Source organism: Allofournierella massiliensis, assembly GCF_004345265.1.
Lineage (GTDB): Bacteria > Bacillota > Clostridia > Oscillospirales > Ruminococcaceae > Allofournierella > Allofournierella massiliensis.
On sequence record NZ_SLUM01000022.1, the window covers coordinates 16,385 to 39,199 of the forward strand.

Here is a 22,815-nt window from a genome sequence, read left to right on the forward strand (position 1 = left end):
CCGGACCATGTTAGCAAATAACAATCTGAAGGTCTGCTGGACCCTGGCCCGACGGGATTTCTGCTTTCACCGGGTCAAAAATGCGGTGCTTGCCCTGGCGGTGGCTCTGGTGGCGGGGCTCTATACCTTTGTCTTTCTGCTAGGAGGAGCAGTAGAGGGCGCATACCTGCTCAACTACCAGTACACCTACGGCTCCACCAGCCACATTCTTTACACTGGCCTGACGGCGCATCAGGCGGATTTGCTTTCCCAGCATCCCAATGTGAAAAGCACCGTCCGGCTGAGTACGGTGGGCGTCCTGTCCGATCCCATGATGGGCCAGCGGCTGGTGAAGCTGGCGGTGACCGACCAGGACTATGCGGAAACGGTCCTGTCCATCCCCACCACCGGCAGCCTCCCCCAACAGCCCGGAGAGATCGCACTGGACGAGTTTACCATGGGCTCCCTGGGGGTGCTGAAGGAGATCGGCGCGCCGGTAACGCTGGAATGGACGGACGCTGTGGGGCAGACACACACAGACGAGTTTACCCTGTGCGGCTGGTGGGCAAGTCCCACCAACTTCACCGAGGCCTGCGCCTGGATCACAGCGGATACAGCAAAGACCCTAGTTCCCGACTACGACAGGGAAACCACCGCCAATCTAACTCTGGGTGTTACCCTGCATCAGCCCCGGAATCTGGAGGCTCAGGCCGCCCAGTTGCTGACGGATCAGGGCTTACCAGAACTGCCCTTTACCACCAACCTGGCCTATAACGATGCCCGGATGGAGGCTGCCAGCCAACAGGCCCAGCCCTACTACGCCCCGGCGCTTCTGGTCCTTCTGTGCGGCTTTCTGATGGTCTTTGCCATTGTGCAGGTGACCGCCCGGCAGGATCGGACCTGGCTGGCCGGGCTGAAAGCCCTGGGCCTGACGCCCCGCCAGCTGCGGCGCTATCTGCTGGAAAAGGGGATTGCGGTGACGGCGCTGGGCCTGATTCCCGGCTTCCTGATTGGGTTTGGGCTGGACCTTGCCATCACGCCCCGGGTGGTGGTGGGCATGGAGCAGAACCCGGCCTTCTATTTCCTCAGTTGGATTCCCTTTGTGTTGGCGGCACTGTGTACCCTTGGCACTGTGCTGCTGGCCTATCTTTTGCCCGCCTGGCGTCTGTCCCGGATGACGCCGGCGCAGACCATGCGGGAGAATGCGCCCCGCATCGGTCACAGTATCGGTTCGGACAATGGAATGGTGACGCTGCCCCGGCTGGCCCTGCGGATTTTGGGTCAGAGCAAGGGCCGCGGGGCCCTTGCCGTGCTGATCATGCTCCTGGCGGTGCTGCTGCTGACCGATATTCGGATGCAGTATGTGAGTTTGCAGGAGGATCTGTACCTCTCCGCTTTCTCCCCCTGGGATTACTCCATTGCGGACGCCTCGGCGGCCACCAGTTACCAGCGGTACAACGAACGCAACCAGGGGATTCCCCAGGAGATGGTGGACGAATTGAAAACGCGCCCGGAGGTCACTTCGGTGAGCGCCTTGAAAAGCCGGGAGGTCACTCTGACGGCAGACGATACCCTGCACCAGAGGGTGGTGGACTACTACAACCAGCCCTACGATGAGACCATGACTCTGAAGGAGTCACAGGCCGCTTACCCGGATTGGATGGAAGGCCTGGATCGGTTTACCGAGAGTGGAGACTATACCGCTGTTGTAGTGGGCCTGGATGGAGCATATCTTCGCTATATTCTGGAATACTGTCCCTTCACCAGCGGCAGCTTTGACCAGACGGCATTCGAGAGCGGGGACTCTGTGATCGCCGGAGGGGTGAATTACGATGGCGTTTCCTGTCTGGAAGCGGGGGAGACCCTGCAACTGGGCGAGAAAACCTTCACTGTGATGGGGTCGCTGATGCACGACAACACCTATCTGGAGGGAAGCAACAGCCCGGAGGCTTCCTTTACTTTCTACTATCTGGTGCCCCTGTCTGTTTTTGATGAACTGTTCCCCGGTCAGTGCTACCGGCAGCTGGCGGTAGACATCGACCACAGCCAGCAGGCGCCCTTCGAGGCGTTTCTGAATCAATATGAGCAGGGCGTCAACCGGGGCATCAGCATCACCCTGCGAAGTGACTACCAGGAGAACTTTGAGAATTCGCGTCTCAACATGGTGCTGATCATCGGCATGGTGGGCGCGGTCCTGCTGGGCATCGCCGTGCTGAACTTTATCAACCTGCTGGTGACCCAGACGGTGAGCCGCCGGAAAGAGTTCGCTGTCTATCAGAGCCTCGGCATGACACTGGGCCAGCTGCGCAGGCTGGTTTTGCTGGAGGGCGCCGTTTCCGCCGCAGGAATGGCGGCGGTGTTGATTCCGGCCACGCTCACCTTTGCCCTATGGGTGATGCCCGGAGTCATTGCGGAGACCTCCTGGGTGGCCGTCTACACCTTTGATGTGCTGCCCCTTTGGGTGATCCTTCCGGTGGTAGCAGTGCTGGCGCTGGCTACGCCGCTCCTCTGCCTGGGATTTGTCACCAAAGGCACCATCCAGGAGCGGCTGGGCACCGTGGAGTAAATCAAGAATTAAGCAACACAACAGCGCCCCTGTCCTCATGTATGATGGACAGGGGCGCTGTTCCTTAGATATGATCTTTCCAGTTCCTGCGGCTATACAAAATCCTGCGGACTTCCATGGTGTTTCCGATTACCACATAGAAAACGGTGAAATTACGGACCTGAATCCGATAGTAAGGATGCTGGCGCTCCCGGGAGGAATGGTACGGTTCAAAAGATTCCGCACAGGAGAGTCGCTCCAGAATCGCATTTTCCACATCATCGACCAGCCGCTCAGCCGCTGCGGGATTCCGCAGCCGATAGGTGATATAGTCCACAATTTCACTCAGATCTTCTTCAAAGAGCGGAAGGATGCTTAGTTCATAGTGCTTTCCGTTCACGGATACGCCTCCTTACCCGACCAAAAACCTCGTCGGCAGAATAGCGGGTATCAGAGAGGTCCGCGGCGCGATCCGCCTCGTCCAAAGCAAGCTCCACATCATTGGTCAGCTGTTCGTATTGCTCCAGACTGAGCAGTACCATGGAGCCATAACCGTTTTTCGTGAGGAAAACCGGCTCGCCCTTGGACAAAACATCCTCCTCTACTTCAGAGAAGTGATTTCGCAAATCCGAGATGGGACGAATATTCAGCATACAATCGCCTCCTTTATGGCATAATTTTATCATAATTTTATCTTGAAGACAAGAGCTTTCTGCGTTTCCCCTCGTATGTTACAAAACTGTACCTTTGCTGTACCTGAAATGAGACATTCTTCTGCTATGCTAAGAGCAAAGAGAAGGAGAGACTTCTCAAGCAAAGAAGGAGGAACCTCGTATGGAGACGATTTTGCAGGCCCGCGGGCTGAAGAAATACTATGGCAAAGGAGAAACAGAGGTCCATGCTCTGGATGGGGTGGATCTGGACATCGAGCGGGGCAAGTTTACCGCCATCATCGGCACATCCGGCTCCGGCAAGTCTACATTGCTGAATATGCTGGGCGGTCTGGATACCCCTACGGCGGGGAGCGTTAAAGTGGGAAATACTGACCTCGCCAAGTTGAATAGTGAGCAGGCCACCATCTTCCGCCGCAAGCAGATTGGTTTTATCTTCCAAAACTATAATCTGGTGCCAGTGTTCAGTGTGTGGGAGAACATCATTTTCCCCATCTCTCTGGATGGCCGTAAGCCGGACAAGAAGTTCATTATGGGGATCGTGAAACTGCTGGGGCTGGAGAAGAAGCTGGACAGTCTGCCCAACAACCTTTCCGGCGGACAACAGCAGCGGGTGGCGATTGCCCGTGCCCTGGCCAGCAAGCCTTCCATCATTCTGGCTGATGAGCCTACCGGCAACCTGGACAGCAAAACCAGTGACGACGTGATTGGCCTTTTGAAAATGACCAGCCAGGAATTTGACCAGACCATTGTGATGATTACCCACAACCCAGAGATCGCCGCCATGGCAGACCATGTGATCCGCATCGAGGACGGGCGGATTGCAGCACAGTGAGGGGGTGGGCAGCATGAAAAAGCAAAACATCTTTCGTCCCATCCCAGTGTTGACAAGGCGAATGTTCCATACCAATCGGGGCCGGAATTTGGTGGCGATTCTGGCAATCCTGCTGACCACCATGATGTTTGCCACCCTGTTCACCCTAACCCAAAGCATGAGCCGTAATCTGGTGGAGATGACCTTCCGCCAGACTGGCTATGATGCACAGGCATCTTTGCGCGGGCTGTCGGAGGAACAGGCCGACCTGATTGATGGACACCCGGATGTGGAGGAGTTGGGCCGCAGTATTGTACTGGGACCGGCAGAAAACCGGGGACTCGCTGGGCAGTCGGTGGAAATTCGATGGGCCAACGATGCCTATGCCGAGCACTCCTTCGCTGCCCCCACCACCGGGCAAATGCCCCAGGCGGTGGATGAGATCGCCTTGGACACCATGACGCTGGACCGGCTGGGCATCCCCCACGAACTGGGCCAGGCCGTCACTCTGGAGTGGCGTAAGGACCTGAACAGCGACGAAGTGACCACCGCTGACTTTACCCTCTGTGGATTCTGGGAGGGCAATGCGTCCAGTTATTCCTCCATGGCCTGGGTGAGCCGGGCCTATGCCGATGAAATGACTGGCGGCATCATCTCCACCGATGAAGGCCAGGTGCTGGGCCTCTATATGGTACAGGTCAATCTGACCAGCGACCAGAACATTGAGACCACCATGGACCGCATTCTGGCAGATACCGGCCTCACTGGTCTGGAATACAATGTAAATCTGGCCTACACCCCGGAGATGGGGGCTATGGCCGCACAGGAGAGTCTGCCCATGTATCTGGGCATGGCATTGGTGTTCCTGGCTGGGTATTTAATTATCTATAACATCTTCCAGATCAGCGTTACTGCCGATGTGCAGTTTTACGGCAAACTGAAAACCCTGGGAACCACCACCAGGCAACTGAAGAAACTGATTTACGGCCAAGCGAATCGACTCTGTATCATTGGGATTCCTCTGGGCCTGATTCTGGGCTGGTTACTGGGCGCTCAGCTGGTTCCTGTCCTGATGGGCTCCGCGGTGGGGGAAACGGTAGTATCCATCAGCCCCGTGATTTTTATCGGCTCTGCACTGTTTGCCTGGGTGACGGTGTTAATCTCCTGCCTGCGGCCTGCCAGGCTGGCGGGAAAGGTGTCGCCCATTGAGGCGTTGCGCATGAGCGATGCCGACGGCGCCAGCAAAAAGAAACACAAGCGTCATCTCGGTACTGCGTCCATTCTTTCCATGTCCTGGGCGAATCTATGGCGCAACAAAAAGCGTACTATCACGGTAATCTGCTCTCTGACCCTGGGACTGGTACTCCTGAGCAGCTTCTATTCCAAGAATGCCGCCTTTGATATGGACAAATATCTGGCCGACCTGATTCTGGCCGATTTTGAACTGTCCGATGCCACCAGCGAGGACTATATCAACAATTACGATCCCCACGGCACCACTTTGAATGATTCCTTGGTGGTACAGATGGAGAGCCAGGAGGGAGTGGAGACCGCCGGACACCTTTATTCTGCCCAAATCGATTGGCAGATGGACGCAGGCACCCTGGAAAATGTGGCAGCTTTCTATACAGAGGATAAGCTGGCCGATTGGGAGACCTACGACACCGCCGGTGCACAGGCGCTGCGGGATACGCTGGAAACTGGGGAGGGCTCTGCCATTCTGTACGGCTTGGACGGTATTCCCTTGGAGGCCATCACCCAGGAGCAGTATGTGATAGAGGGCAGTTTTGACGCTGAGGATTTCGCCAGTGGGAATTATATCCTTGCCGTAGGGCCCAGTGTAGAACTGGAAACGGAATATCCTGTGCTGCCGGTTCCCTCGGCTGGAAGCGCCGTGGAATTAAATGGCCGTGCCTATACAGTGATGGCGGTGGTATACCCGCTGAATCCGGTGACCGGGCTGCCGGTGCAGCAGGGGGCAGGCAACAAGTTCAATCTGAGCTTCATCCTCCCCGCTGAGACCTTTCGGGAGCAATGGCCGGATCACACCCTCCGAAAACTGTTCCTGAATGTGGACGATGCACATATCGACACGGTGCAGGGATTCTTGGACGATTATATGGATACCACCGATCCCAGCCTGCCAGTGGCGTCCCGTCAGTCTATGGCGCAGCAGTATGAGGAGCAAACCCGTTCCTCTGCTGTGATGGGCAACGCGATCAGCGTGGTAATTGCCCTGGTGGGCGTGCTGAACTTCATCAATTCCATGGTGACAGCTATTGTCTCCCGCAAGCGGGAGTTTGCGGTAATTCAGAGTGTGGGTATGACAAAGAAACAGCTCAATCGGATGCTGGTGGGCGAGGGACTGCTCTATGCAGCGTTGACTTTGGTGGCATCGTATCTGCTCAGCAGCCTGGCTGTAGGAGTGGTGGTTCGGGCCATGGTGGAGGGCGGATTTACCACCTTCCGCTTTACGCTGCTGCCTCTGGTTCTCTGTACACCTGTCCTGCTGATCTTCGCTGTGCTGATCCCGTATCTGTGCTTCCGCAATCTGGAAAAACACAGCGTTGTGGAGCGTCTGCGAATGGAGTAAAGTCATCGTGAGGTGTTGCTTTGGGAAAACTTATAATACTGTCTTTCAGTGATGATGAAGAGAAAGCTTTAGAAGAACTTATTTCTGGACTTTCCGCAATTTCGGGTTTTTCTACACTGTCAGCCTCCGAAGATGCGCCACTATTGATGAATTCATTAGAAATTTACCCTCAGCAACACTTGGTACGGCTGTTTGGTATGCCCGTTAAGCTGACCCCAATGGAGTTCGATATTCTGCTTTTGTTGGCTCGCCGACCGGGTCAGGTGTTTTCCGCTCGCCAGATTTACGAATTCGTTGCAGCAGAGTCTTTTGACACCAGTTGGACCGGAATCTCCAGTATGATCTATAAGCTCCGCCGTAAGTTGGGCGCCGATATTATTGAAACAGTTTGGGGACATGGATACCGGATGAGAATAAAAAAATAGAGGGATACGGCACTGAAGCTATGACTTTAGTGCCGTATCCCTATTTCTTATTCTGGGGTATTTACTTCCTGCTTCCCATCTCTCCATCAAGGGAAACTGTGTCCTCCAGTGCCTCATATCCCAGGAAACTGTTGGTGGAAAGAGTGGCATCCAGATAGTCGTTGCCGATGGCAGGCCTACTCCCTTTTTGGAAATAAAAACGGTAGCGGGCGCCAATTTGGAATTTAGCGGTTTTGCTCAACAGCAAGGTGCGCTCCGTGCCCAGTTCATCCATCAGCTGGATCTTGCGGTAGCGCCGCAGCATGGGCGTGCTGACACCGGTGCAGATTCCTTCCACCACTTCGTATTGGCCCCGGGCGGCGATGCTCCACAGGCTTTTACCCAGTACCAGGGAGGCGACAAAAATAATCCCGCCCAGCGCCAGAAGGATGCGGTCTGCGGTTGCAATGAAGATTACAAGGCTGACCGCAATACTGGCAATGCCGGCCAGATATGTCAGCAGGATCTTGCGCCGCAGGACAAAGGGCATTTGACTCCATTGGTTTTTCATGTGCTGATCCTCTCAAAGATGATTTGCTGGCGCAAATACAGGTTGGCGACGGCCAGCGTCACGGCCTGACTGCTTCGGCTGTTTTTCATGATGCTGGCAATATTATGGCATGTGGTTTCTTTATCACCATACACGGTTTCCATCAAAAACTGCTCATTGGGAAGAACGGTAACATCCTGCTCTATGCACTTGGCGATTTCGGCAGTGGACAGCAGAGCTTGCCGGGCCAGCCGCATAACGCGGGCCTCGTAGTCCGTGCGCCGGTCTTTTCGGAATAGCTTTAGCGCCTGCGCAATAGGGACGCGGTGGCTCAGCACCAGCTTGGCGAAAGAGAGGCACCGCACCAATACAGAGCCGCTGGTTGGAATGATGCCAAGGGAACTCAGCAAATCATATAGTGCATCGTACTCCGTTTCACCGCAGCCAGATACCAGCAGTCCGCGGGTGAGCAGCCGGTTTACGCAGGCATCCCAAGAGCGGGAGACACAATCTCCCAGGGAAGACGCCAGCTTATCGCACTGCAGCGAGATGTCCTCTCGTTTGGAGATCCGCCAGTTCAGGGTGGTCCAAACGACCATCTCCTGCATATCCATCATATAGGGCTGCCCGCCCAGCCGGATGAGCGGGCAGGATCGGCCGCAGCTATTTGTCTCCCGCTCCAGACGGCCGATTGCAGTATATAGAATTTTCTGTTCCATTTATCAATGCCTCCTTTTATATATCCTCTACTGCGGAAAGGCCGTAGTTTTCAACAAATTTAAAGCAGGCTTTCCAGAAAACGGGGGTCATTGCGCAGTTTGGCGACTGAGCGTGAGATCCACGCTCCCACATGGGAAGGCGGTACCTGGTAGAGCTCCGCAATATCCGTGATCCGCATCCCCCGGAGTTTGAGTGCAAGCGCCTCAATGCCGAGACGGGCCACGCCGTCATACTCCTTCTTGCTGGCCTCCAAAAGAGAAAGCGTTTCGATTAGAGATACCTGCGCGTCAAATTGATTGGCTTGCGGATCTAAGGTATCCCCGTCTGCCGCCAGTTCTCCGTGTTCTCCAATGACGAGACGGCTGAAGTTCTTGTTTCGCGCACAGACGGTCCGACAGTAGGAGATCAGTCCGTTGCGTACCACTTTTTTGGCATAGGTGGCAAACTGTGCCCGTCCATCGTCCTCATAGGTGGCTGCGGCTTTGCAGAGCCAAATGCAGCCCTCTTGAAAAAGGTCTCCGTATTCCAAACCGCAGATGGTGGGATTGACATGGATGTAATCACAAATGACCCAGTGCACTACCGATAGGTTCTGGGTAACGAGTTCCTGCTGTTGTTTTGTCAGGCTGGTCATGGTTTCACCTCCTCCTGTCATGCTGCCGGCTGAAGGCCATCAAGAGGCGCAGCGGCCTGATGGCAGAGGCGGATCACCTCATCGCACATCCAGCCTGAAAACTGGCCGATGTGAGCCTGCCGGTCGCTCAAACCCAGCTTTGCCTGAAGCCAGATATAGGCCTCCCACTTCTCCATGTGGCGGACCTGCTGCAGATGTTCCAATGCCCGGTGCGCCAAGATACGCTTGTGCCGGAGATCTCCGTTTGCCAGCGTCCCCATAGGCTGATGTGTTCGGTCGTGGGCGCTCACATAGGCGTCACAAGCCGGCCAGCGATCACAGAGATAGAGAAACTTCCCCTGAGACCTACGGTTACAGCCATAAACTACGCTGGCCGGGCGAAGAGACGCGCCGGCGTGGCAGTATGGACATTTGATCTGTTTTTGCTTCGTCATAAAATCATCACCTCCAAAGGCGCACCAAAGACGGCGTAATGGCGTCTTTTCGTGCAAAAATCAACTATCCCGGCCGCATTCGGCTTGCAGGCAAAGCTGCAGGAGCGTACATGCGGCAGGGTCTGGAGCATGCCATTCGATGTATTTGGAAAAGGCGGAATCAAAAGCACGGCGGGACAATGTGGCGCTGCACTCGGACGGCTCCACCTCTTCACCGGTCAGGGTGTGAATGGTTTCAGCAGGCAGCAGCATGATCTGTCCGCACTCATCTACAGCCAGAAGAAAACCGGCACAGGGAGATGGGCGTCCATCCATACAGCTGTCGCATCCACAGCGAACAAAAATGGCATTGCGCCAGTTTCCGCGGACGGCCCGCAGAAAGGGGTAAATTCTGCAAGGTGTATCCATGTCTTCACCTCCGTTATTCGTTTTCTGAAAAAATAAAAGCGGGGACCGGTCGTGAAAATCCACAAACCGATCCCCACCAATGGTGACTTAGCCGAACAGGCCCTCGATCTCAGACGTGATCCTCGGAATCACCGTGTCATTGAAAATGAGGGTCAGAGCTGCCAGGAGCAGGGCGCCCAGTACGACGGCGATGATGATCTTGACCGCGTCGGAAATGTAAAAATCTCCGCGCTGGTTGGAGAGCGCCATACGGGCCCGGAGGGCCAGGGCGTCTGCCTTGCTGTGGATATGCGTCATAAACTTCTTCATGGAACTACCTCCTGTGAATGTGATATTTGAATTGCGTTTGTCTATGGCCGCTCAGGAACGGCGAATCGGTTTGAGCAGGCCGTTTTTGTTGGAGCGGGGCGTGGCGGGATAAGCCTTCGGTTTCTGGCGCAGAAGCCAGTGGAACCGCTGCCGCTGCCCATCTTCGCTGTTGGGCGGGATATATCGTTTCTTCGTCATGGAGTTCTCCTGTTCAGACGGTAAATGAAAGGCCGGCCTGAGAACAGGCCGGCCTGGATCAAGGGGAGCGCCAGCCGAAAGACCGGCGGTTATGGGAAGCCGCTATAGTACAAGGCATCACCTCCATCAAAGAATCACTCCCGGAGGAGCGGGTATATGTTAAGCCCGTGGCAGAACACGGGCGGATACCTGTCAGCCAAAGAACGCGCCAAGAGACCCCATGACCTCTGTGCAAAGCACCACCAAATAGATGATCATAATGCAGATGAGCATCATCATGGAGTACCGCTGGATCTTCTTGGGGCGTTTGGCCGCTTCTTTTTTCAAGTTGTTCTGCTCGATCTGCCGCATATCAAAGCAGATCATCTTAAAGTACATCCGCTGGTCATCGCCGCGCAGCACACCGATCAGGCCACGCACCACATCGGACAACATGGGGCTGCCAATACGGGTCTCAAAGTGAATGAGGGCATTTTCATAGTTGCCAGTCTTCATATCGGCAATCGTTTGGTCGAGCTCCGCGCCAAAATCTTTGCCTGCTACCCGACGGTAGGAGGTAAGGATCTTCAGCACATCCCGGTCGTTCTCCAGATTCTGCCCAATCGTCAAGGCAAAGCGAGGGATCTCACCCTCGATGAGCTTGCGGCGCTTTTTTACAAAGTCAAAGACACTGTAATAGGTGGAGAACCACAGCGCCACCGCCAGGCCAATCAGAACCGGAACCAGCAACGGCATGATGAATACCACCAGGATGGAGGTAAGCCCCACGCCGCCGGCTATGACCCATGCTCTGGCCGTGTAGGCCTCCGGCGTCAACTCAAGGCCGGCAATGTCCAGCGCCCGTTGGAGTTTGTTCCGTTTGAGCTTGTCCAGTTTCAGATACGGGGCAATCAGTCCGGCTATTTTTGCGATGTAGACATCCAACAGTTTTTCTGCCTTGGTGCCCTGCTGCTTTCGGGCCAGCATCATCATCCGGGAGGTGCGCTTGGTGGGAATGTCCACGAAAGCGCAGGTCAGATTATAGGTGGCAAAGCCAAAGAAGATGATTGCCACAAGAGCCAGTAGGGTCATGCGCCGTCACCTCCGTATTCAATAGGCTTGCTCAGTTTCATGATCTGTGTCAGCGCAAAAAGGATGATGGCCGCACAAATCGCCAGGGCAATTTTCCCCGGCGTCGTGAAAATGAGGGTATGGAACCAGTCTTCATTCAGGAAATAGAGCAGCGGCACATTGGCGACTACCAGGAACATCATTGTGATAGCTTCCCGGCGCGGCCCCTGCATCATGGCCTCCAGCTCCGACTGCACGACGCGGACATCGGAGAATTTCTGGGCGATGGTGGGCAGCGTGTTCTTCATGGAGCGGTCTGACTGACACTGGATCAGAATATTGGCCCATTCATGGAATACCCGGTTGGGAATTTTCATCTTGAGGCTGTTGATGGCACTGGTAATATTCGCGTTGATCAGCTCCGCCTCATACACAAACGCCTCGAAGTTGGCCTTTACCGGCTCATTGATATAGGGCAGATTCTCTTTGACCGCCCGAATCAGATCTTCGGTGCGCAAATATGAGGTGGTGATGATAGAAATAGCCGTTTCCAGTTCCTCGTTAAGATGCTTTTTATAGCTGGCGGCAGTGCTGCGCAGATACCAAATGGGAGCCAGAGAGAACCCAATGCCCAAAATGGGCACCATATACACATTGTTGATCAGCAGCGCCAGCACGGCGCCCACCGCAAACAGGATAAGGGACAGGCGTTTGACCGACTCATAGCGGTCGGCCCGGCCGGTGCCTTTCAAAATCTGTTTCAACTCATAATCCTGGTTGAAGAATCCTTTGGCCGGCGTTCCCATCAGAACATTCAGTTCATCCGTCAGGGTGGCCGCCTTGCGCTGAGAGCGGAACAGAGCGTCAATGAAGTCGCCCGGCCGAACCCGGAACAGAGCCAGGAGGCCCGCGCTGATGAGCGCAAAGCAGATAATGTAGATCCACTGCAACCTTTAATCCACCTCCTTCGGGGGCTGCATGAACTCCTGGAGCTCTTTGTTGGAAATGCCGTTGTCCAGCAGCCGTTTCTTTAAGGCGTCGGAGATCAGACCCATTTTCCGATGGTGTCCCACCACATGGACTTCTCCGTTCTGGTCAGTTACATTGTCCTCTACCTCAAATTTGTAGAGAGTATGGGAGATCAACTGCCCATCCCGGAAATCTTCGCCCTCTAAAATCTCCATGATCTTTCGGGAGCGGTCCTCCAGCTGTTTGGTAAACACCACGATGGGATAGGCCTCTACCATGATCTCCATGAGCACCGCGTCATCCATGCTGTATTTCCGTTTGGCCAGCGTCATCATACGGCGGTAAGTGCTGTTGCAGGAGTTGGAATGGATGGTGGTGCAGACCGTGTGGCCGGTCCGGGAGCTTTCAGCGGCTGAAAGGCTTTCTGCGGCAGACCGCATTTCGCCGACGCCGATAACATTGGGATGCTTGCGTAATACCCGCTCCAAAAGGAAGTCCTGGTTGATGTTCAGCGCCGGATTTTCACTGGGGCGGGTCAGCAGGTGAATGACTGAATTCAGGATCTTCCCGTTTTCGTCCCGCTTGACCAGATCGAACTCACGGCTGCCTTCCTCTATGGTGATCAGGCGCTGGTTGTTGGGTACATTGGAGAGCAGCCAGGCCATGATGGTGGTCTTGCCGGAACCGGTGGAACCGGCGATGCACACGCTGACGCCATACCGGATGCAGGCCATCAGAAAATGGAGCATTTCGGCCGTGGCGCTCCCGGAGTCCAGCAGCTTCTGCTCTGAGACCGTCTGCTGGTTGACGATACGGATGGAGGCGTTGATCCCCACATCCGGGTCCACAATCGGCGTTTTATCCACAGAGATACGGATATTCTTGTCCAGAAAGCCCACCACACTGGGCATGGTGTCGTCGATGACCATGCCGCAGGCGTTGAGCATACGGCGCACCACATCAATGGCATGCTGGGGAGAACTGAATTTGTCCGGGATTTTGATGCTGCGCCCGCCGGCCTCGATCACCTCGATGTCGTTGTATGCGTTGATGTTAACTTCCTCGATGCCGGGGCGGTAGATCCATTTTTTCAAGAAGGAGTACCCCGCCATGTCCTCATACAGCTTTTCGCACAGCTCCTCAGAGCTCAGTCCCTCAATGGCATATTTCCGCTTGACAATGTACTGCACCATCAGCTCTTTCAGCAGAGTGGTGGCCCGCTCGGCGTTGCCCTCACCGGCCTCGGCAATGGTGGAGGCATGATTCTCAGCAAAATACCGCTGCACATCCTCCAGCACCTGGTCATAGGTCAGGTCTTGATTGGCCGTCGGTGCGAAGAATATATCGTTGAGATTATTCATCGGAATCGTCCTCCTCAAATTCGTCCACGTCATCGGGATCTTCCTCAACGGCCTGCTCCGCCAGTTCCATCTGCTCCAGCGCATCCAGCACCTTGTTGAGCGAGGCGGTGTACTTGGGATTGCAGTATTTGATGGCTTGGAACATTCCGCCTTCCGTGGCACAGCGGTCGATCTCTTTGCCGTAAGGCAGGAGTCCGTTGAAACCGCCGATGATATAGCCCATCTCATCCAGAGCGTGGAAAGGACGGGCCATGCCGGCGAAGGTCATGTGCTGCTCATAGTGGAAACGTCCGTCTACCAGCAGAGGCTGGTGAGCCTTCAAGTAGTTGACGCCTTTCAAGTCGGGCGTCAGGATGCGGATCACCAGATCGCCGGCTTCAATGGCCGCAGGGGTAAACACATTCGTCATGTTGGAACCGCAGTCCAGGATTACGAAATCAACCAGCTTGGCGGCGGCATTGATCAGTTGGAGCACCATCCCGTACTTGGTTTCAGGATAGCTGAGCGGGTTCTCACCTGCAGAATAGCCCATCAGGCCGATGAACGGATAGCTTTTGAGAACCGTGACATGACTTGCGACAAGCGTGGTGTCGATCTCCACGCTGCTCAGGACCTGCCCCACAGAGGCGTTGGTCTGAATGATCTGCTCCGGAAGCCAGACAGGGAGCATGGGTACGCTGATCTCCGCATTGATGATGATGGCCTTCCGCTTGTCCCGCGTAAGGGCTTTTGCCAGGATGCACGAGAACATGCTTTTCCCGCTCCCAGGACTGCCCCAGACGGTAATGACTTTTCCCATAGGTTAGACCTCCTTTCCGTTACTCCGCCGGCTGGCTGCCATCTTCGGGAACCGTTTCAGCGCCATTGTCCTCAGCGGGCGATGCGTTTTCCCCATCCGCGTTTTCATCGGCTTCAGCACCTTCTTCTGTCAGCGTCTCAGGGAAATAGATCTCCTGGAGGGTCCTGTCCTGCTCAGCCAGCAGTTCTTCAGACAGCTGGTCATTGTTACGGGAGATCAGCGCCACATGGGCCACGCCGTCATTCTCCAGCTCGGTGATGATCCGCGCTTGCTCCGGACTTGCCAGCACTGTGATGGTGGCGGACTGCTGCGGCTCCTCGTCCTCAGTGGGTTCTTTTGCATTGTCCACATTGATGCCGTCGGAATCGGTAACAGAAAGGACCTTGACAAAACGCAGTTCAGGAACTTCCTCCGCGGTTTCCAGGAAATGATAGATACGGATGATGTCATTGGGCTGCAGCTTGTCAGACAGGCCGGAGGCCAGTGTTTTTACAGTCAGCGAGATCGCTACCTTTCCGGAAGGGATATCGTTGAGCGCCACATCGGAGGATACCGGTACGGTGCTGACTTTGCTTGTGAGGATGTAGTCTCCCGCAGCCAAGTCAGCGGTTACATACAGCCCCTCCACGTCGTCCAGGCTGTGGGCTACATTGGAGGGGAGGTTATACCCGCCCACTTCCACGACTTCGGCATTGTCGCCGGTGATCTGCTCACCCTTCAGCACAGGCTGGGTGATGCGGACGATCTCCGTTTTACCATTGGTCTGCCGGGCGATGGTGGGGAGGGCCACAAACGCAATGACTGCCGCCAAAACCAGGGACAAAATACCGAAGATAAATCGGTTGTTGAGTTTCATAAGCATATTCTCCTGTCATAAAAATAGTTCAGCCAGCGTCGCCACGGAGCAGCCGCAGGCCAGAAAAGGTAAAAACGGGATGGCAACCGGCTGTTGGTTCCGAAAGAGCCGGCGGAACAGCAGCACTACCGGCATGGCAAAGACCGCAGCCACGAGGAAGACCAGCGCCATCCCGGAAGGGCCGTAGACCAGTCCCAGCACCCCGCAGAATTTGATGTCCCCGCCGCCCATACCGTTGCCGCCGGCCGCCATAGCAGCCGCCAGCGGGATGCAGAAGCCAAGCAGCGCACCCACCAGCGCCTTGGTGACGATGTGCCCGATGAAAATAGGCATCCGGTCATACTCCAGAATGAAATAGACCTGGATCAGCGGGGCCAGTGCCGCCAGCGGGAGAAAAAAGGCGAGCGCCCGGTCGGGCACCCGCCTGTAAAGTGTGTCGTAAACAGCGAAACCTGCCACCACAAGAAAAATGATGAGCAGATAACCTGTCCAGACGTTATTCTCGATTGGTGTACCAGTCATCATAAAGGCTCCCGTCAATGGATACATAATCGTTGAGATTGATGCTCAGCATCCCATCCGGCGTCCAGGTATCCCAGACCTGTGTGAAGATCGTGTAGCTTGTGGCATCCGGGAACCAAATGGGTGTGAAATGCACCGTTCGGTTGTAGGTTGAGAACTCATTGGGCTGGAAGGTGAATTTCGCGCTCCGGCCGCCGGATACCCGCTGCAGCAGGCGCAGGTAAGTCTCATATTGAAATTCCGGGAATACGGAAAACGCGGTCTGCGGATGAGTAATGTGGCTGGTGGGCGCGTCGGTGGAAAGCGTAGCCGTCACATCCTGCTTGACGCCGTACCCGCTTTTCATGCTCTTACCGGATGCCGTTGGAACAATATCGTCCGGCATCAGGGACATCACTCCGCTGATGGAGGCGGAATAGCCGGTGTATTCATACTCCCAGTACCCTTCATCGACCCAGTGACCGCCATCTTCTCCATGGTCACACCAGACCCATACCGGCACCCAGTAACAGCTCCAGACGCCCCAGTTGGCAGTGAGCTTCTGGGACTCATTGGGCAGGGCGGGAATGGAATAACCAGGGCTGGTGTCTGTTGCCATCGGATCGGGCGGGATATGCTCATTCAGATCCACAATTTCCGCCACAAAGGTGTCCTGGGCAGTATAGGCGCCGCTGACGGACACGGTAATGATAACAGTCTGCGGTGTGGAGGGGGTATGCCACTTGACCCAAACCACCTGGCTGTCGCCTGCGGGGATCACCACATCATTGACCCGGTAGGTGGTGCCAAGGATATGGAAAGTTACGGAAGCCGGGTTGTCCGGCGTCAGGTCAGTATCTGTCCGCAGAGTGACAGCGGTGATCACATCCGTGTCTACCCGGTACTCCACATCGGGCGCTTCGATATCGCCTTCCGGCGGAGCTTCATCAAACCAGACGATGCCGACGCCCAGCGTGCTGATGATGTCGGAGTTGTTCTGTGTTCCAGTGGTGTTGCCTGTCCACGCGGAAATACCAAGATCGCTGAACTCCAGGAACATCGCCAGAGGCAGGTTTTTATGGGTAAGCGAAGTCATGGTCTTCCTGAGCGCGCCGCCGGACATCTGATCATAAAGACCGGCCTCTGTGGCAGTCATGCAGTAATACTGCCCATTATGAGTAAAATAGGCGATGGGCTCGATCAGCAGCTTATATTCACCGGCGATCATTCGCTCATAGTCCACCCCCGCCGCTTGGGCGACCATCATGCAGGCATATTCCGAACAGAAGTACCGCTTGATGGCGTCAATATTGTTTTGCCCTTTGCTGCTGACGATGGTGGGCATGGACTGCGCCGGCTTGATGCAGGAATAGGCCGCGCCGGATTGGAGGGAGAGGCCTGTCCCGCTCAGGTATTGCAGCTTGTTGACCTTTCCAAAGTGGAGGATACTGGTTTTCTGAGTCCTGTTTGAGAAGTCCAGGGGAGAGGATACCGCGGCCCCGCTGTCCGCATCTACAACGGTGATGCGAACGCCATCGTTTCCGGGGTTCCAAAAGTTGCTGCTGGTTCCCTGGCCCATACCGCCTCCGCCTCCATCTATGTTTCCGTTGCCGCCGTCCGCAAAAGCAGTAGAGGGCAGGAGGCACAGCATCAGGGCAAGGCTGCACAGGAGGGCGAGAAATCGTTTCAACTGCATCACACTCCATTCTTTTTAAAATTAGGAAGGCCGCCACAACTGCGTGACGGCCTTCCTGCTCAATATTCAGTTGTATTCTTCTCAGCCGCCCATATTGCCGACCTGCTTGTTCAGGTCACCATCGCTGTCGCCAGTGGACTGCTGCACGTTGCCCGGAACTACCCAGCCGAACACAGGGTCATACACCGCGCCGCTGCCGTTGCTGGAGCCGGGGGCGGGCTCACTGCTGGAGGGGGATTCCTCCGCCGGCGGCGCCGTGACTTCCGGCACAGCCGGATCGGGATTGACGGGGTGGTCTTCACCGGGATCTTCAAGCTCGGTTTTGCCCTCCGGCACTGCGGGAGGGGTATCTTCCGGCTTTTGGGTATCCGTAAAGTCGATCACGACTTCATCATCCGTTTCCGAGGTCACCTTGGGGTATTCCTCCTCAGAGCCAGAAGACTGGCCGGGTGCATAGGCGTCTGCGCCCCCGCTCCCGTCACCAGACTGCACGCCGCCATCCGACCAATCGCTGCTGGTGCTGCTGGGCGGGGACTCATCCGGCCGAAATTCTTCCGAGCGATCTCGGCTCACGAACCAGCACACGCCCAGAATGGCGACGCAGAGGACGGCCAGAGCCGAAACAATAAAGCCTTTGGATTGAAAAAACTTCTTCATGTGTATCCACACTCCTTTTTTGCGTTATATTAAGCCTATACTGCGGAGCTGACTGAAATTTCAACAGCACCGCTAAAATTTGGTGTTGTGGTAGCCGGTCAGCTCCACGCGCTGAGTGATGGTAGGGTAGCTGTGTCCGAACATCCGTACATAGAACTCCACATCACAATAAAAGATGTACTCTACCCGGTCACCCACCACATTGAACTCCAGGCTGATATTGGAGACTTCATAGTCATCCGTGGAGAGCGAGATCTTCTCCGCCAGGCCGCCGGCGACAGTGGCCTCAAGCATTTCCGTATAGTCATTGCTGGAGTAAAGAGTGCGCAGGTACTCTTCAAAGTTGGTTTCCCGCTGAGAGCGGTAGGTGTCCGCATAGATGGTGGCGCTCAGGTTGTTCAGCTCCATTTTAGCCCCGTTGCGGATGTTGATGCAAGTGATCCGTACAGAGGCATACAGAAGCAGAAAAGAAATGAGCATGACGACTCCGACCACAAAGAAACAGGCAAAGAAGGTGATCTCGCCCTTCTCGTTGCGAAGTGGCCGGCGCAGCCGTGAGAAAAAACGCTTCATAGGGGGCCACCTCACTTCCAGTAGTGCTCGCTGACGCCGGAGCCGCGGGCCACCACCGTGATGTTGACCAGATCCAGGTTCCAGAAACCGCCCAGCTTGGCATCGCCTTCGATAGTGATGTAGAAAGGCGTACCCAGTTGGATAGCCCGCAACATCCCGGACGGAGTGGGTGACTTGTATGTGGCGTCGATAGAATATGTGATATTCTCCGCGCCTTCGATCTCCGAGCACAGAAAGTCAAAGAGTGATTCGGTCTCTCGGTTGATACCGCCGGACAACTGGATCTGTTTCACCATCTGATCGGCCGCATGGTCCAGCTCCTGTTTCGTAGAGATGATGCTGAACAAGTCGATGATAAAGGCCAGCAGGATAACAGCGATGAAGATAAACACCACTGTGGAGAAGTAGTTGGCCTCACCCCGCTCGTTTTTTAATGTCCTGCGGAGCTTTTGCAGGAAAATATGAATGTGAACCACCACCCTTTCTTACAAATAGAAAGCAGCCGCCCCTGCCGGAGCGGCTGCATTACAAAGTTTTGACTGTACAAAGTATAACAGATATGGATTTACGGCTCAAGGGCAGGACCGTGCCAATGTAGGGGCAATCCTGTGCCAATCGGCTGCATACTATAAAGAGAGATCATTTCGCTACTGCTCTGTGGAAGGTGTTTCAATTTACTTTCTCACTCGGCGTTGACTGCAACAGAAAAAAGTGTTATTATGATTACATAAAACGAGAACAAAATGGTTATTATAATAACGAGCATATCTGCGGCAGGAAGGAGAGCTGTATGGAGAAGACAAAATATAAAGATTTAATCATGCAGTATCTTACTGCATTGGACCCCAATCAAGTAATTACAACAGAAAAAATCGCTCAGTATGTGGCAATGCAACTTCATCTGGAAACAGCGGCAGTAAAAAAGACCGTCAATGTAAATATGGCCCGCCTTGAAAAAGAAGGGCAAATTATGCGGTTGACGAAAGGTGTTTATTGCAGAAAAGTGAAAACAGCATTTGGATACTATACCCCAGATAAAGAAATACTTTTTTGCAAGCAGCTGCTTCGGGATGAAAACGAAGTGATTGGATACGAAACAGGATTGTCTGCGCTTAATCGCATCGGCTTGGTTTCTCAGATGCCAAAGAAAAGATGCATTGCAACGAACCTGCATACGAAAAGGATTCCGAAAGGAATGCAGATAGAGATTCGGAAACCACCGATCAGAGTCAATGCGGACAATTTTCGATATTTGCAAATCTTGGATGCAATCAGAGAGCTGGACATGGCGCCGGTAGATACTGCAAAACCTGTTGATGTGGTAAGAGCAACTGCTCAGGAATTTGCGTTAAAAACGGATCAGCTGATTCTGATGGCTCGAAAATATTACGGACAAAAGACTTTGATTAGGACAATAGATATTATGTTGGAGGGCAGTTATGAAGCTACACGAGGATAAGTTTGCTTTTTTGAATATCATAAATTTGATTCACGAAGCCAGCGGCATTCGATCTGATATTTTAGAAAAAGACTATTATGTCACGCTGTTGCTTAGGGAGTTGGCGGATAAGCAGGCAGAGCTGCCGGCCTATTTCAAAGGGGGAACAGCCCTGTATAAAGCACAGAAAAGTATCCGCCGATTTTCGGAAGATATTGATTTAACGGTGTGCATTGATAATTGCAGTAACAGTCAGGCAAAGAAGCGATTAGAGCTGGCAACAAAGAAGTATCAGGCTTTGCCTCGTACAGCCCGAAAAGAGCTGGAAGATGATCGGAAGGGCAGTATCACGACAGTTTATGACTATACTCCGCTTGTGGAGGTGGACTCGGATGATCCACTCCAGCGTTTCGGGTATGTAAAAGTAGAAGGGACTTCTTTCACCGTCAGTGAACCTTTTACGGCGCTTGAGATCGAGCCCATACTTTATACTTATGCCACGGAAGAACAACGAAAAATCCTTCAGACACAATATCAGGTTGAACCGTTTTTGATCAACACGATTCGGTTGGAGAGAATTTTTGCAGACAAGATTTTTGCTGCCGAGTTTTATTATGAACGTGAGATGTATTTTGACGTGGCAAAACACCTTTATGATGTCAGTATCATGCTGGATTTGGAACAGATTCAGGGAATGCTTGGAAATCAACAGATGTTCCTTGAGATGCTGGGGTATAAAAGGCTGGAAGAGACCAGGAGAACAGGCAGCGATTTGGCCGAAAAGAAGTTTTCCGACTTTCAGTTGCTTAAAGGGTTTGCTGACAACGATGCACTCTATAAGAATTATCAAAGTATGCAGCAGAACTATGTTTTTGAGAACGAAGATGTGCTATCTTTTGACTATGTAGTGAAACAGTGGAGAAAACTCGGAGAAGTCCTGCTTGCGCTTGGATGACGATAACATATTGGTTCCTTAGTGAATATAGCCCCCATTCTGGTTACGCACTGTAATGTGCGATCAGAATGGGGGCTTTTGTTGTATTTACAGGTTCTGCCGGATGATCCGCGTGATGATGCCCAGGGCGATGCCCCGCTCCACATCCAAATGGGTGACGGCAAAGGATACATCATCCTTTTTCCCGGGCGTCCGGTAGTCATAGCAGGAGTGGGCCACCGCGTTGACGCCATTGGCAAGCCGGACATAGACCACGCCCTTGTGTACATCGGTCACTTTCCCGGCGTATTTGCCCTGGATACGGCATTTCTGCAGGTTGTCCCGGTCCGTGTTCTCCGATGTGCTTTTGATGTCGGCACGGATGCCAAGATCCTCCAGACTGTTGCGCCGCACACCGAGGATGCGGACCAGCACTTCGTCGCCTACGGAGAAACGCTCATGGGCGTCGCCGATCCAGTCCCATGCCAAATCGCGGGCCAGGATCGACGTCTCGACGCCGAACACCTCTACACGAACGACCTTCTCCGCTACCGCAATGACGCGGGCCTGAACGATGCGCCCCTCGTAAATGCGGTACTTGCCCTCGGAATCCAGATCAAAATAGAAGGTCTGTCGCTTCCGCATCATGGCCTCACGGCGGCTTGCGACTACGCTGCGGGTCTTGGAGTCGATGCCGCGCACCACAAAGTCAATGTCCGCGCCCAGCATATTCCCCAAAATCTTGTTCTGGCGCAGCATCAAATCAGCGTACTCCTGACCGGAAGGACTGCGGCCAAGGTTGATCATCATCTCCTTGAGGGGGATGATGATGCGGAATCCCTTGTAATCCACTACGGCCACGGTTTTGCGGTTGTCCAGCTGCTCGATGCCGCCCAGCTGCCCTGTGAGGATGCGGCGGGTGCGGTAGGCGTTGTGGATCTCATGCCAAATGACATCCTCCCGGTCTTCCTGCGTTTCCACCTCTTCACGGCTGCGAATGGTCAAAATGGAGGGTTCGCTGCGGCGAATCGCGGCGGCCCGCCGGGGAGCAGCAGGAGTATCCTCCGCCGTAGAGCCTTCCTGATGGGCCTCATCTGCTGATGCGGGAAACACATCTTCACCAGGGGACACCAGATCTTCGGAGGGAGCGAGGGAAACCTCGTTCTCATCTTCGGTGATCGGCTCCTCCGCAGAGGCTTCATCCTCCGCAGGAGCCGCGTCTTCTGCAGGCGCGGCCTTTTTGCGGCGAGGGGACCGTTTGGGTTTGGGGGGAGCCGGTTCCCCGGCATCTTCAGAAGCGGTCTCCGCAGGGGTGTCATCTGCACTTTCCGCAGACAAATCGGCAGAAGTTTCCCCCTCGCCGTCACCGTCCTCCCCGGCCACCGGTTCGGCAGGCTCATCCAAATCAGAAGGAGTGCCGGCGGCAGCGCCGCCATCCTCGCTGCCATCTTCGCTGGCAGCTTCGTCAGGCTCCTCCGTTTCCGAAAACTCAGGGAGAGGATCAGAGCCTTCCGAAGTGGCGCCACCGTCAGACTGGCCCATAGAGGTATCGTCATCAGCCTGATCCATAGAGGCCAGCAGCGCATTCAGATCGTCGTTGTCAGGCGGAGCCGCCGCATCGGCCAGGATGCCATCGGAAGAAACGGTACCGTCCATGGGGACAGCGTTTTCGGGAACAGGGATCTCCTGTTCCTGCAATACTTTTTTCTTGGTTGCCATAAA

The 22,815-nt window shown here is 54.5% G+C and carries 26 protein-coding genes; 6 read left to right on the forward strand and 20 right to left on the reverse strand.

Annotated features, from left to right (window positions below; translation table 11 throughout):
• The first annotated feature begins 7 nt into the window (after positions 1 to 7).
• Positions 8 to 2,545, forward strand: a complete 2,538-nt coding sequence (locus tag EDD77_RS12595; RefSeq protein WP_058965432.1) for an ABC transporter permease — start codon at positions 8 to 10, stop codon at positions 2,543 to 2,545.
• 64 nt (positions 2,546 to 2,609) lie between these two features.
• Here the strand turns inward: EDD77_RS12595 and EDD77_RS12600 are convergent, their stop codons facing one another.
• Positions 2,610 to 2,924: a type II toxin-antitoxin system RelE/ParE family toxin gene (locus tag EDD77_RS12600; RefSeq protein ID WP_058965433.1), complete on the reverse strand. Its 315-nt coding sequence runs from the start codon at positions 2,922 to 2,924 to the stop codon at positions 2,610 to 2,612.
• Positions 2,905 to 3,177: a type II toxin-antitoxin system Phd/YefM family antitoxin gene (locus EDD77_RS12605; protein ID WP_082052248.1), complete on the reverse strand. Its 273-nt coding sequence runs from the start codon at positions 3,175 to 3,177 to the stop codon at positions 2,905 to 2,907. The genes EDD77_RS12600 and EDD77_RS12605 overlap by 20 nt, the downstream gene beginning before the upstream one ends.
• A 181-nt stretch (positions 3,178 to 3,358) precedes the next feature.
• Here EDD77_RS12605 and EDD77_RS12610 point away from each other — a divergent pair, with 181 nt between their 5' ends.
• The 3 genes from EDD77_RS12610 to EDD77_RS12620 are packed head-to-tail and all read left to right on the forward strand — an operon-like array spanning position 3,359 to position 7,027.
• On the forward strand, positions 3,359 to 4,030 hold the full coding sequence (locus EDD77_RS12610; protein ID WP_050005764.1) for an ABC transporter ATP-binding protein: 672 nt from the start codon (positions 3,359 to 3,361) through the stop codon (positions 4,028 to 4,030).
• 13 nt (positions 4,031 to 4,043) lie between these two features.
• Positions 4,044 to 6,602: an ABC transporter permease gene (locus EDD77_RS12615; protein ID WP_058965434.1), complete on the forward strand. Its 2,559-nt coding sequence runs from the start codon at positions 4,044 to 4,046 to the stop codon at positions 6,600 to 6,602.
• A gap of 20 nt (positions 6,603 to 6,622) precedes the next feature.
• The gene (locus EDD77_RS12620; protein ID WP_058965435.1) at positions 6,623 to 7,027 is read left to right on the forward strand and encodes a winged helix-turn-helix domain-containing protein; all 405 of its coding nucleotides are present in this window, start codon (positions 6,623 to 6,625) and stop codon (positions 7,025 to 7,027) included.
• A 61-nt stretch (positions 7,028 to 7,088) separates the two neighbouring features.
• On the opposite strand, the gene EDD77_RS12625 is transcribed toward EDD77_RS12620, so the two are convergent.
• From EDD77_RS12625 to EDD77_RS12700, 17 genes are all read right to left on the reverse strand, one after another.
• Positions 7,089 to 7,577: a hypothetical protein gene (locus EDD77_RS12625; RefSeq protein WP_058965436.1), complete on the reverse strand. Its 489-nt coding sequence runs from the start codon at positions 7,575 to 7,577 to the stop codon at positions 7,089 to 7,091.
• Positions 7,574 to 8,275, reverse strand: a complete 702-nt coding sequence (locus EDD77_RS12630; protein ID WP_058965437.1) for a hypothetical protein — start codon at positions 8,273 to 8,275, stop codon at positions 7,574 to 7,576. The genes EDD77_RS12625 and EDD77_RS12630 overlap by 4 nt, the downstream gene beginning before the upstream one ends.
• A gap of 59 nt (positions 8,276 to 8,334) precedes the next feature.
• Positions 8,335 to 8,910: a sigma-70 family RNA polymerase sigma factor gene (locus EDD77_RS12635; protein ID WP_058965438.1), complete on the reverse strand. Its 576-nt coding sequence runs from the start codon at positions 8,908 to 8,910 to the stop codon at positions 8,335 to 8,337.
• A gap of 17 nt (positions 8,911 to 8,927) precedes the next feature.
• On the reverse strand, positions 8,928 to 9,344 hold the full coding sequence (locus EDD77_RS12640) for a zinc-finger-containing protein (RefSeq protein WP_058965439.1): 417 nt from the start codon (positions 9,342 to 9,344) through the stop codon (positions 8,928 to 8,930).
• A 60-nt stretch (positions 9,345 to 9,404) separates the two neighbouring features.
• Positions 9,405 to 9,659, reverse strand: a complete 255-nt coding sequence (locus EDD77_RS12645; protein WP_058965960.1) for a hypothetical protein — start codon at positions 9,657 to 9,659, stop codon at positions 9,405 to 9,407.
• A 180-nt stretch (positions 9,660 to 9,839) separates the two neighbouring features.
• On the reverse strand, positions 9,840 to 10,061 hold the full coding sequence (locus tag EDD77_RS12650) for a DUF6133 family protein (RefSeq protein WP_058965440.1): 222 nt from the start codon (positions 10,059 to 10,061) through the stop codon (positions 9,840 to 9,842).
• Positions 10,062 to 10,112: 51 nt separating this feature from the next.
• On the reverse strand, positions 10,113 to 10,259 hold the full coding sequence (locus EDD77_RS18115; protein WP_167541535.1) for a hypothetical protein: 147 nt from the start codon (positions 10,257 to 10,259) through the stop codon (positions 10,113 to 10,115).
• A 192-nt stretch (positions 10,260 to 10,451) separates the two neighbouring features.
• Positions 10,452 to 11,330 (reverse strand): hypothetical protein, encoded by an 879-nt coding sequence (locus EDD77_RS12655; RefSeq protein WP_058965441.1) that lies wholly within the window; start codon positions 11,328 to 11,330, stop codon positions 10,452 to 10,454.
• A complete protein-coding gene (locus tag EDD77_RS12660) occupies positions 11,327 to 12,259 on the reverse strand; it encodes a type II secretion system F family protein (protein WP_050005773.1) in 933 nt (310 codons plus the stop codon). The genes EDD77_RS12655 and EDD77_RS12660 overlap by 4 nt, the downstream gene beginning before the upstream one ends.
• 3 nt (positions 12,260 to 12,262) lie before the next feature.
• A complete protein-coding gene (locus EDD77_RS12665; RefSeq protein WP_058965442.1) occupies positions 12,263 to 13,639 on the reverse strand; it encodes a CpaF/VirB11 family protein in 1,377 nt (458 codons plus the stop codon).
• A complete protein-coding gene (locus EDD77_RS12670) occupies positions 13,632 to 14,438 on the reverse strand; it encodes a hypothetical protein (RefSeq protein ID WP_050005775.1) in 807 nt (268 codons plus the stop codon). The genes EDD77_RS12665 and EDD77_RS12670 overlap by 8 nt, the downstream gene beginning before the upstream one ends.
• A gap of 19 nt (positions 14,439 to 14,457) precedes the next feature.
• Complete coding sequence (cpaB, locus tag EDD77_RS12675) at positions 14,458 to 15,294, reverse strand: Flp pilus assembly protein CpaB (RefSeq protein WP_058965443.1); 837 nt, start codon at positions 15,292 to 15,294, stop codon at positions 14,458 to 14,460.
• A gap of 15 nt (positions 15,295 to 15,309) precedes the next feature.
• On the reverse strand, positions 15,310 to 15,819 hold the full coding sequence (locus EDD77_RS12680; RefSeq protein WP_058965444.1) for a prepilin peptidase: 510 nt from the start codon (positions 15,817 to 15,819) through the stop codon (positions 15,310 to 15,312).
• Positions 15,791 to 17,491 (reverse strand): hypothetical protein, encoded by a 1,701-nt coding sequence (locus EDD77_RS12685; protein ID WP_058965445.1) that lies wholly within the window; start codon positions 17,489 to 17,491, stop codon positions 15,791 to 15,793. Before EDD77_RS12685 ends, EDD77_RS12680 begins: the two co-directional genes overlap by 29 nt.
• A gap of 81 nt (positions 17,492 to 17,572) precedes the next feature.
• On the reverse strand, positions 17,573 to 18,148 hold the full coding sequence (locus EDD77_RS12690; RefSeq protein ID WP_050005779.1) for a DUF6550 family protein: 576 nt from the start codon (positions 18,146 to 18,148) through the stop codon (positions 17,573 to 17,575).
• Positions 18,149 to 18,220: 72 nt separating this feature from the next.
• Positions 18,221 to 18,721 carry a hypothetical protein gene (locus EDD77_RS12695; RefSeq protein ID WP_050005780.1) on the reverse strand — a complete coding sequence of 167 codons (501 nt, stop codon included), beginning with the start codon at positions 18,719 to 18,721 and terminating at the stop codon, positions 18,221 to 18,223.
• Between the two features lie 11 nt (positions 18,722 to 18,732).
• On the reverse strand, positions 18,733 to 19,197 hold the full coding sequence (locus tag EDD77_RS12700; RefSeq protein ID WP_242868422.1) for a DUF4320 family protein: 465 nt from the start codon (positions 19,195 to 19,197) through the stop codon (positions 18,733 to 18,735).
• Between the two features lie 314 nt (positions 19,198 to 19,511).
• On the opposite strand from EDD77_RS12700, the gene EDD77_RS12705 reads away from it, so the two are divergent.
• Complete coding sequence (locus EDD77_RS12705) at positions 19,512 to 20,180, forward strand: DUF6088 family protein (protein WP_058965447.1); 669 nt, start codon at positions 19,512 to 19,514, stop codon at positions 20,178 to 20,180.
• A complete protein-coding gene (locus tag EDD77_RS12710; protein ID WP_058965448.1) occupies positions 20,161 to 21,114 on the forward strand; it encodes a nucleotidyl transferase AbiEii/AbiGii toxin family protein in 954 nt (317 codons plus the stop codon). The genes EDD77_RS12705 and EDD77_RS12710 overlap by 20 nt, the downstream gene beginning before the upstream one ends.
• A gap of 87 nt (positions 21,115 to 21,201) precedes the next feature.
• Here EDD77_RS12710 and EDD77_RS12715 read toward each other — a convergent pair whose 3' ends face one another.
• Positions 21,202 to 22,812 (reverse strand): S1 RNA-binding domain-containing protein, encoded by a 1,611-nt coding sequence (locus EDD77_RS12715; protein ID WP_132587411.1) that lies wholly within the window; start codon positions 22,810 to 22,812, stop codon positions 21,202 to 21,204.
• Positions 22,813 to 22,815: the final 3 nt, after the last annotated feature.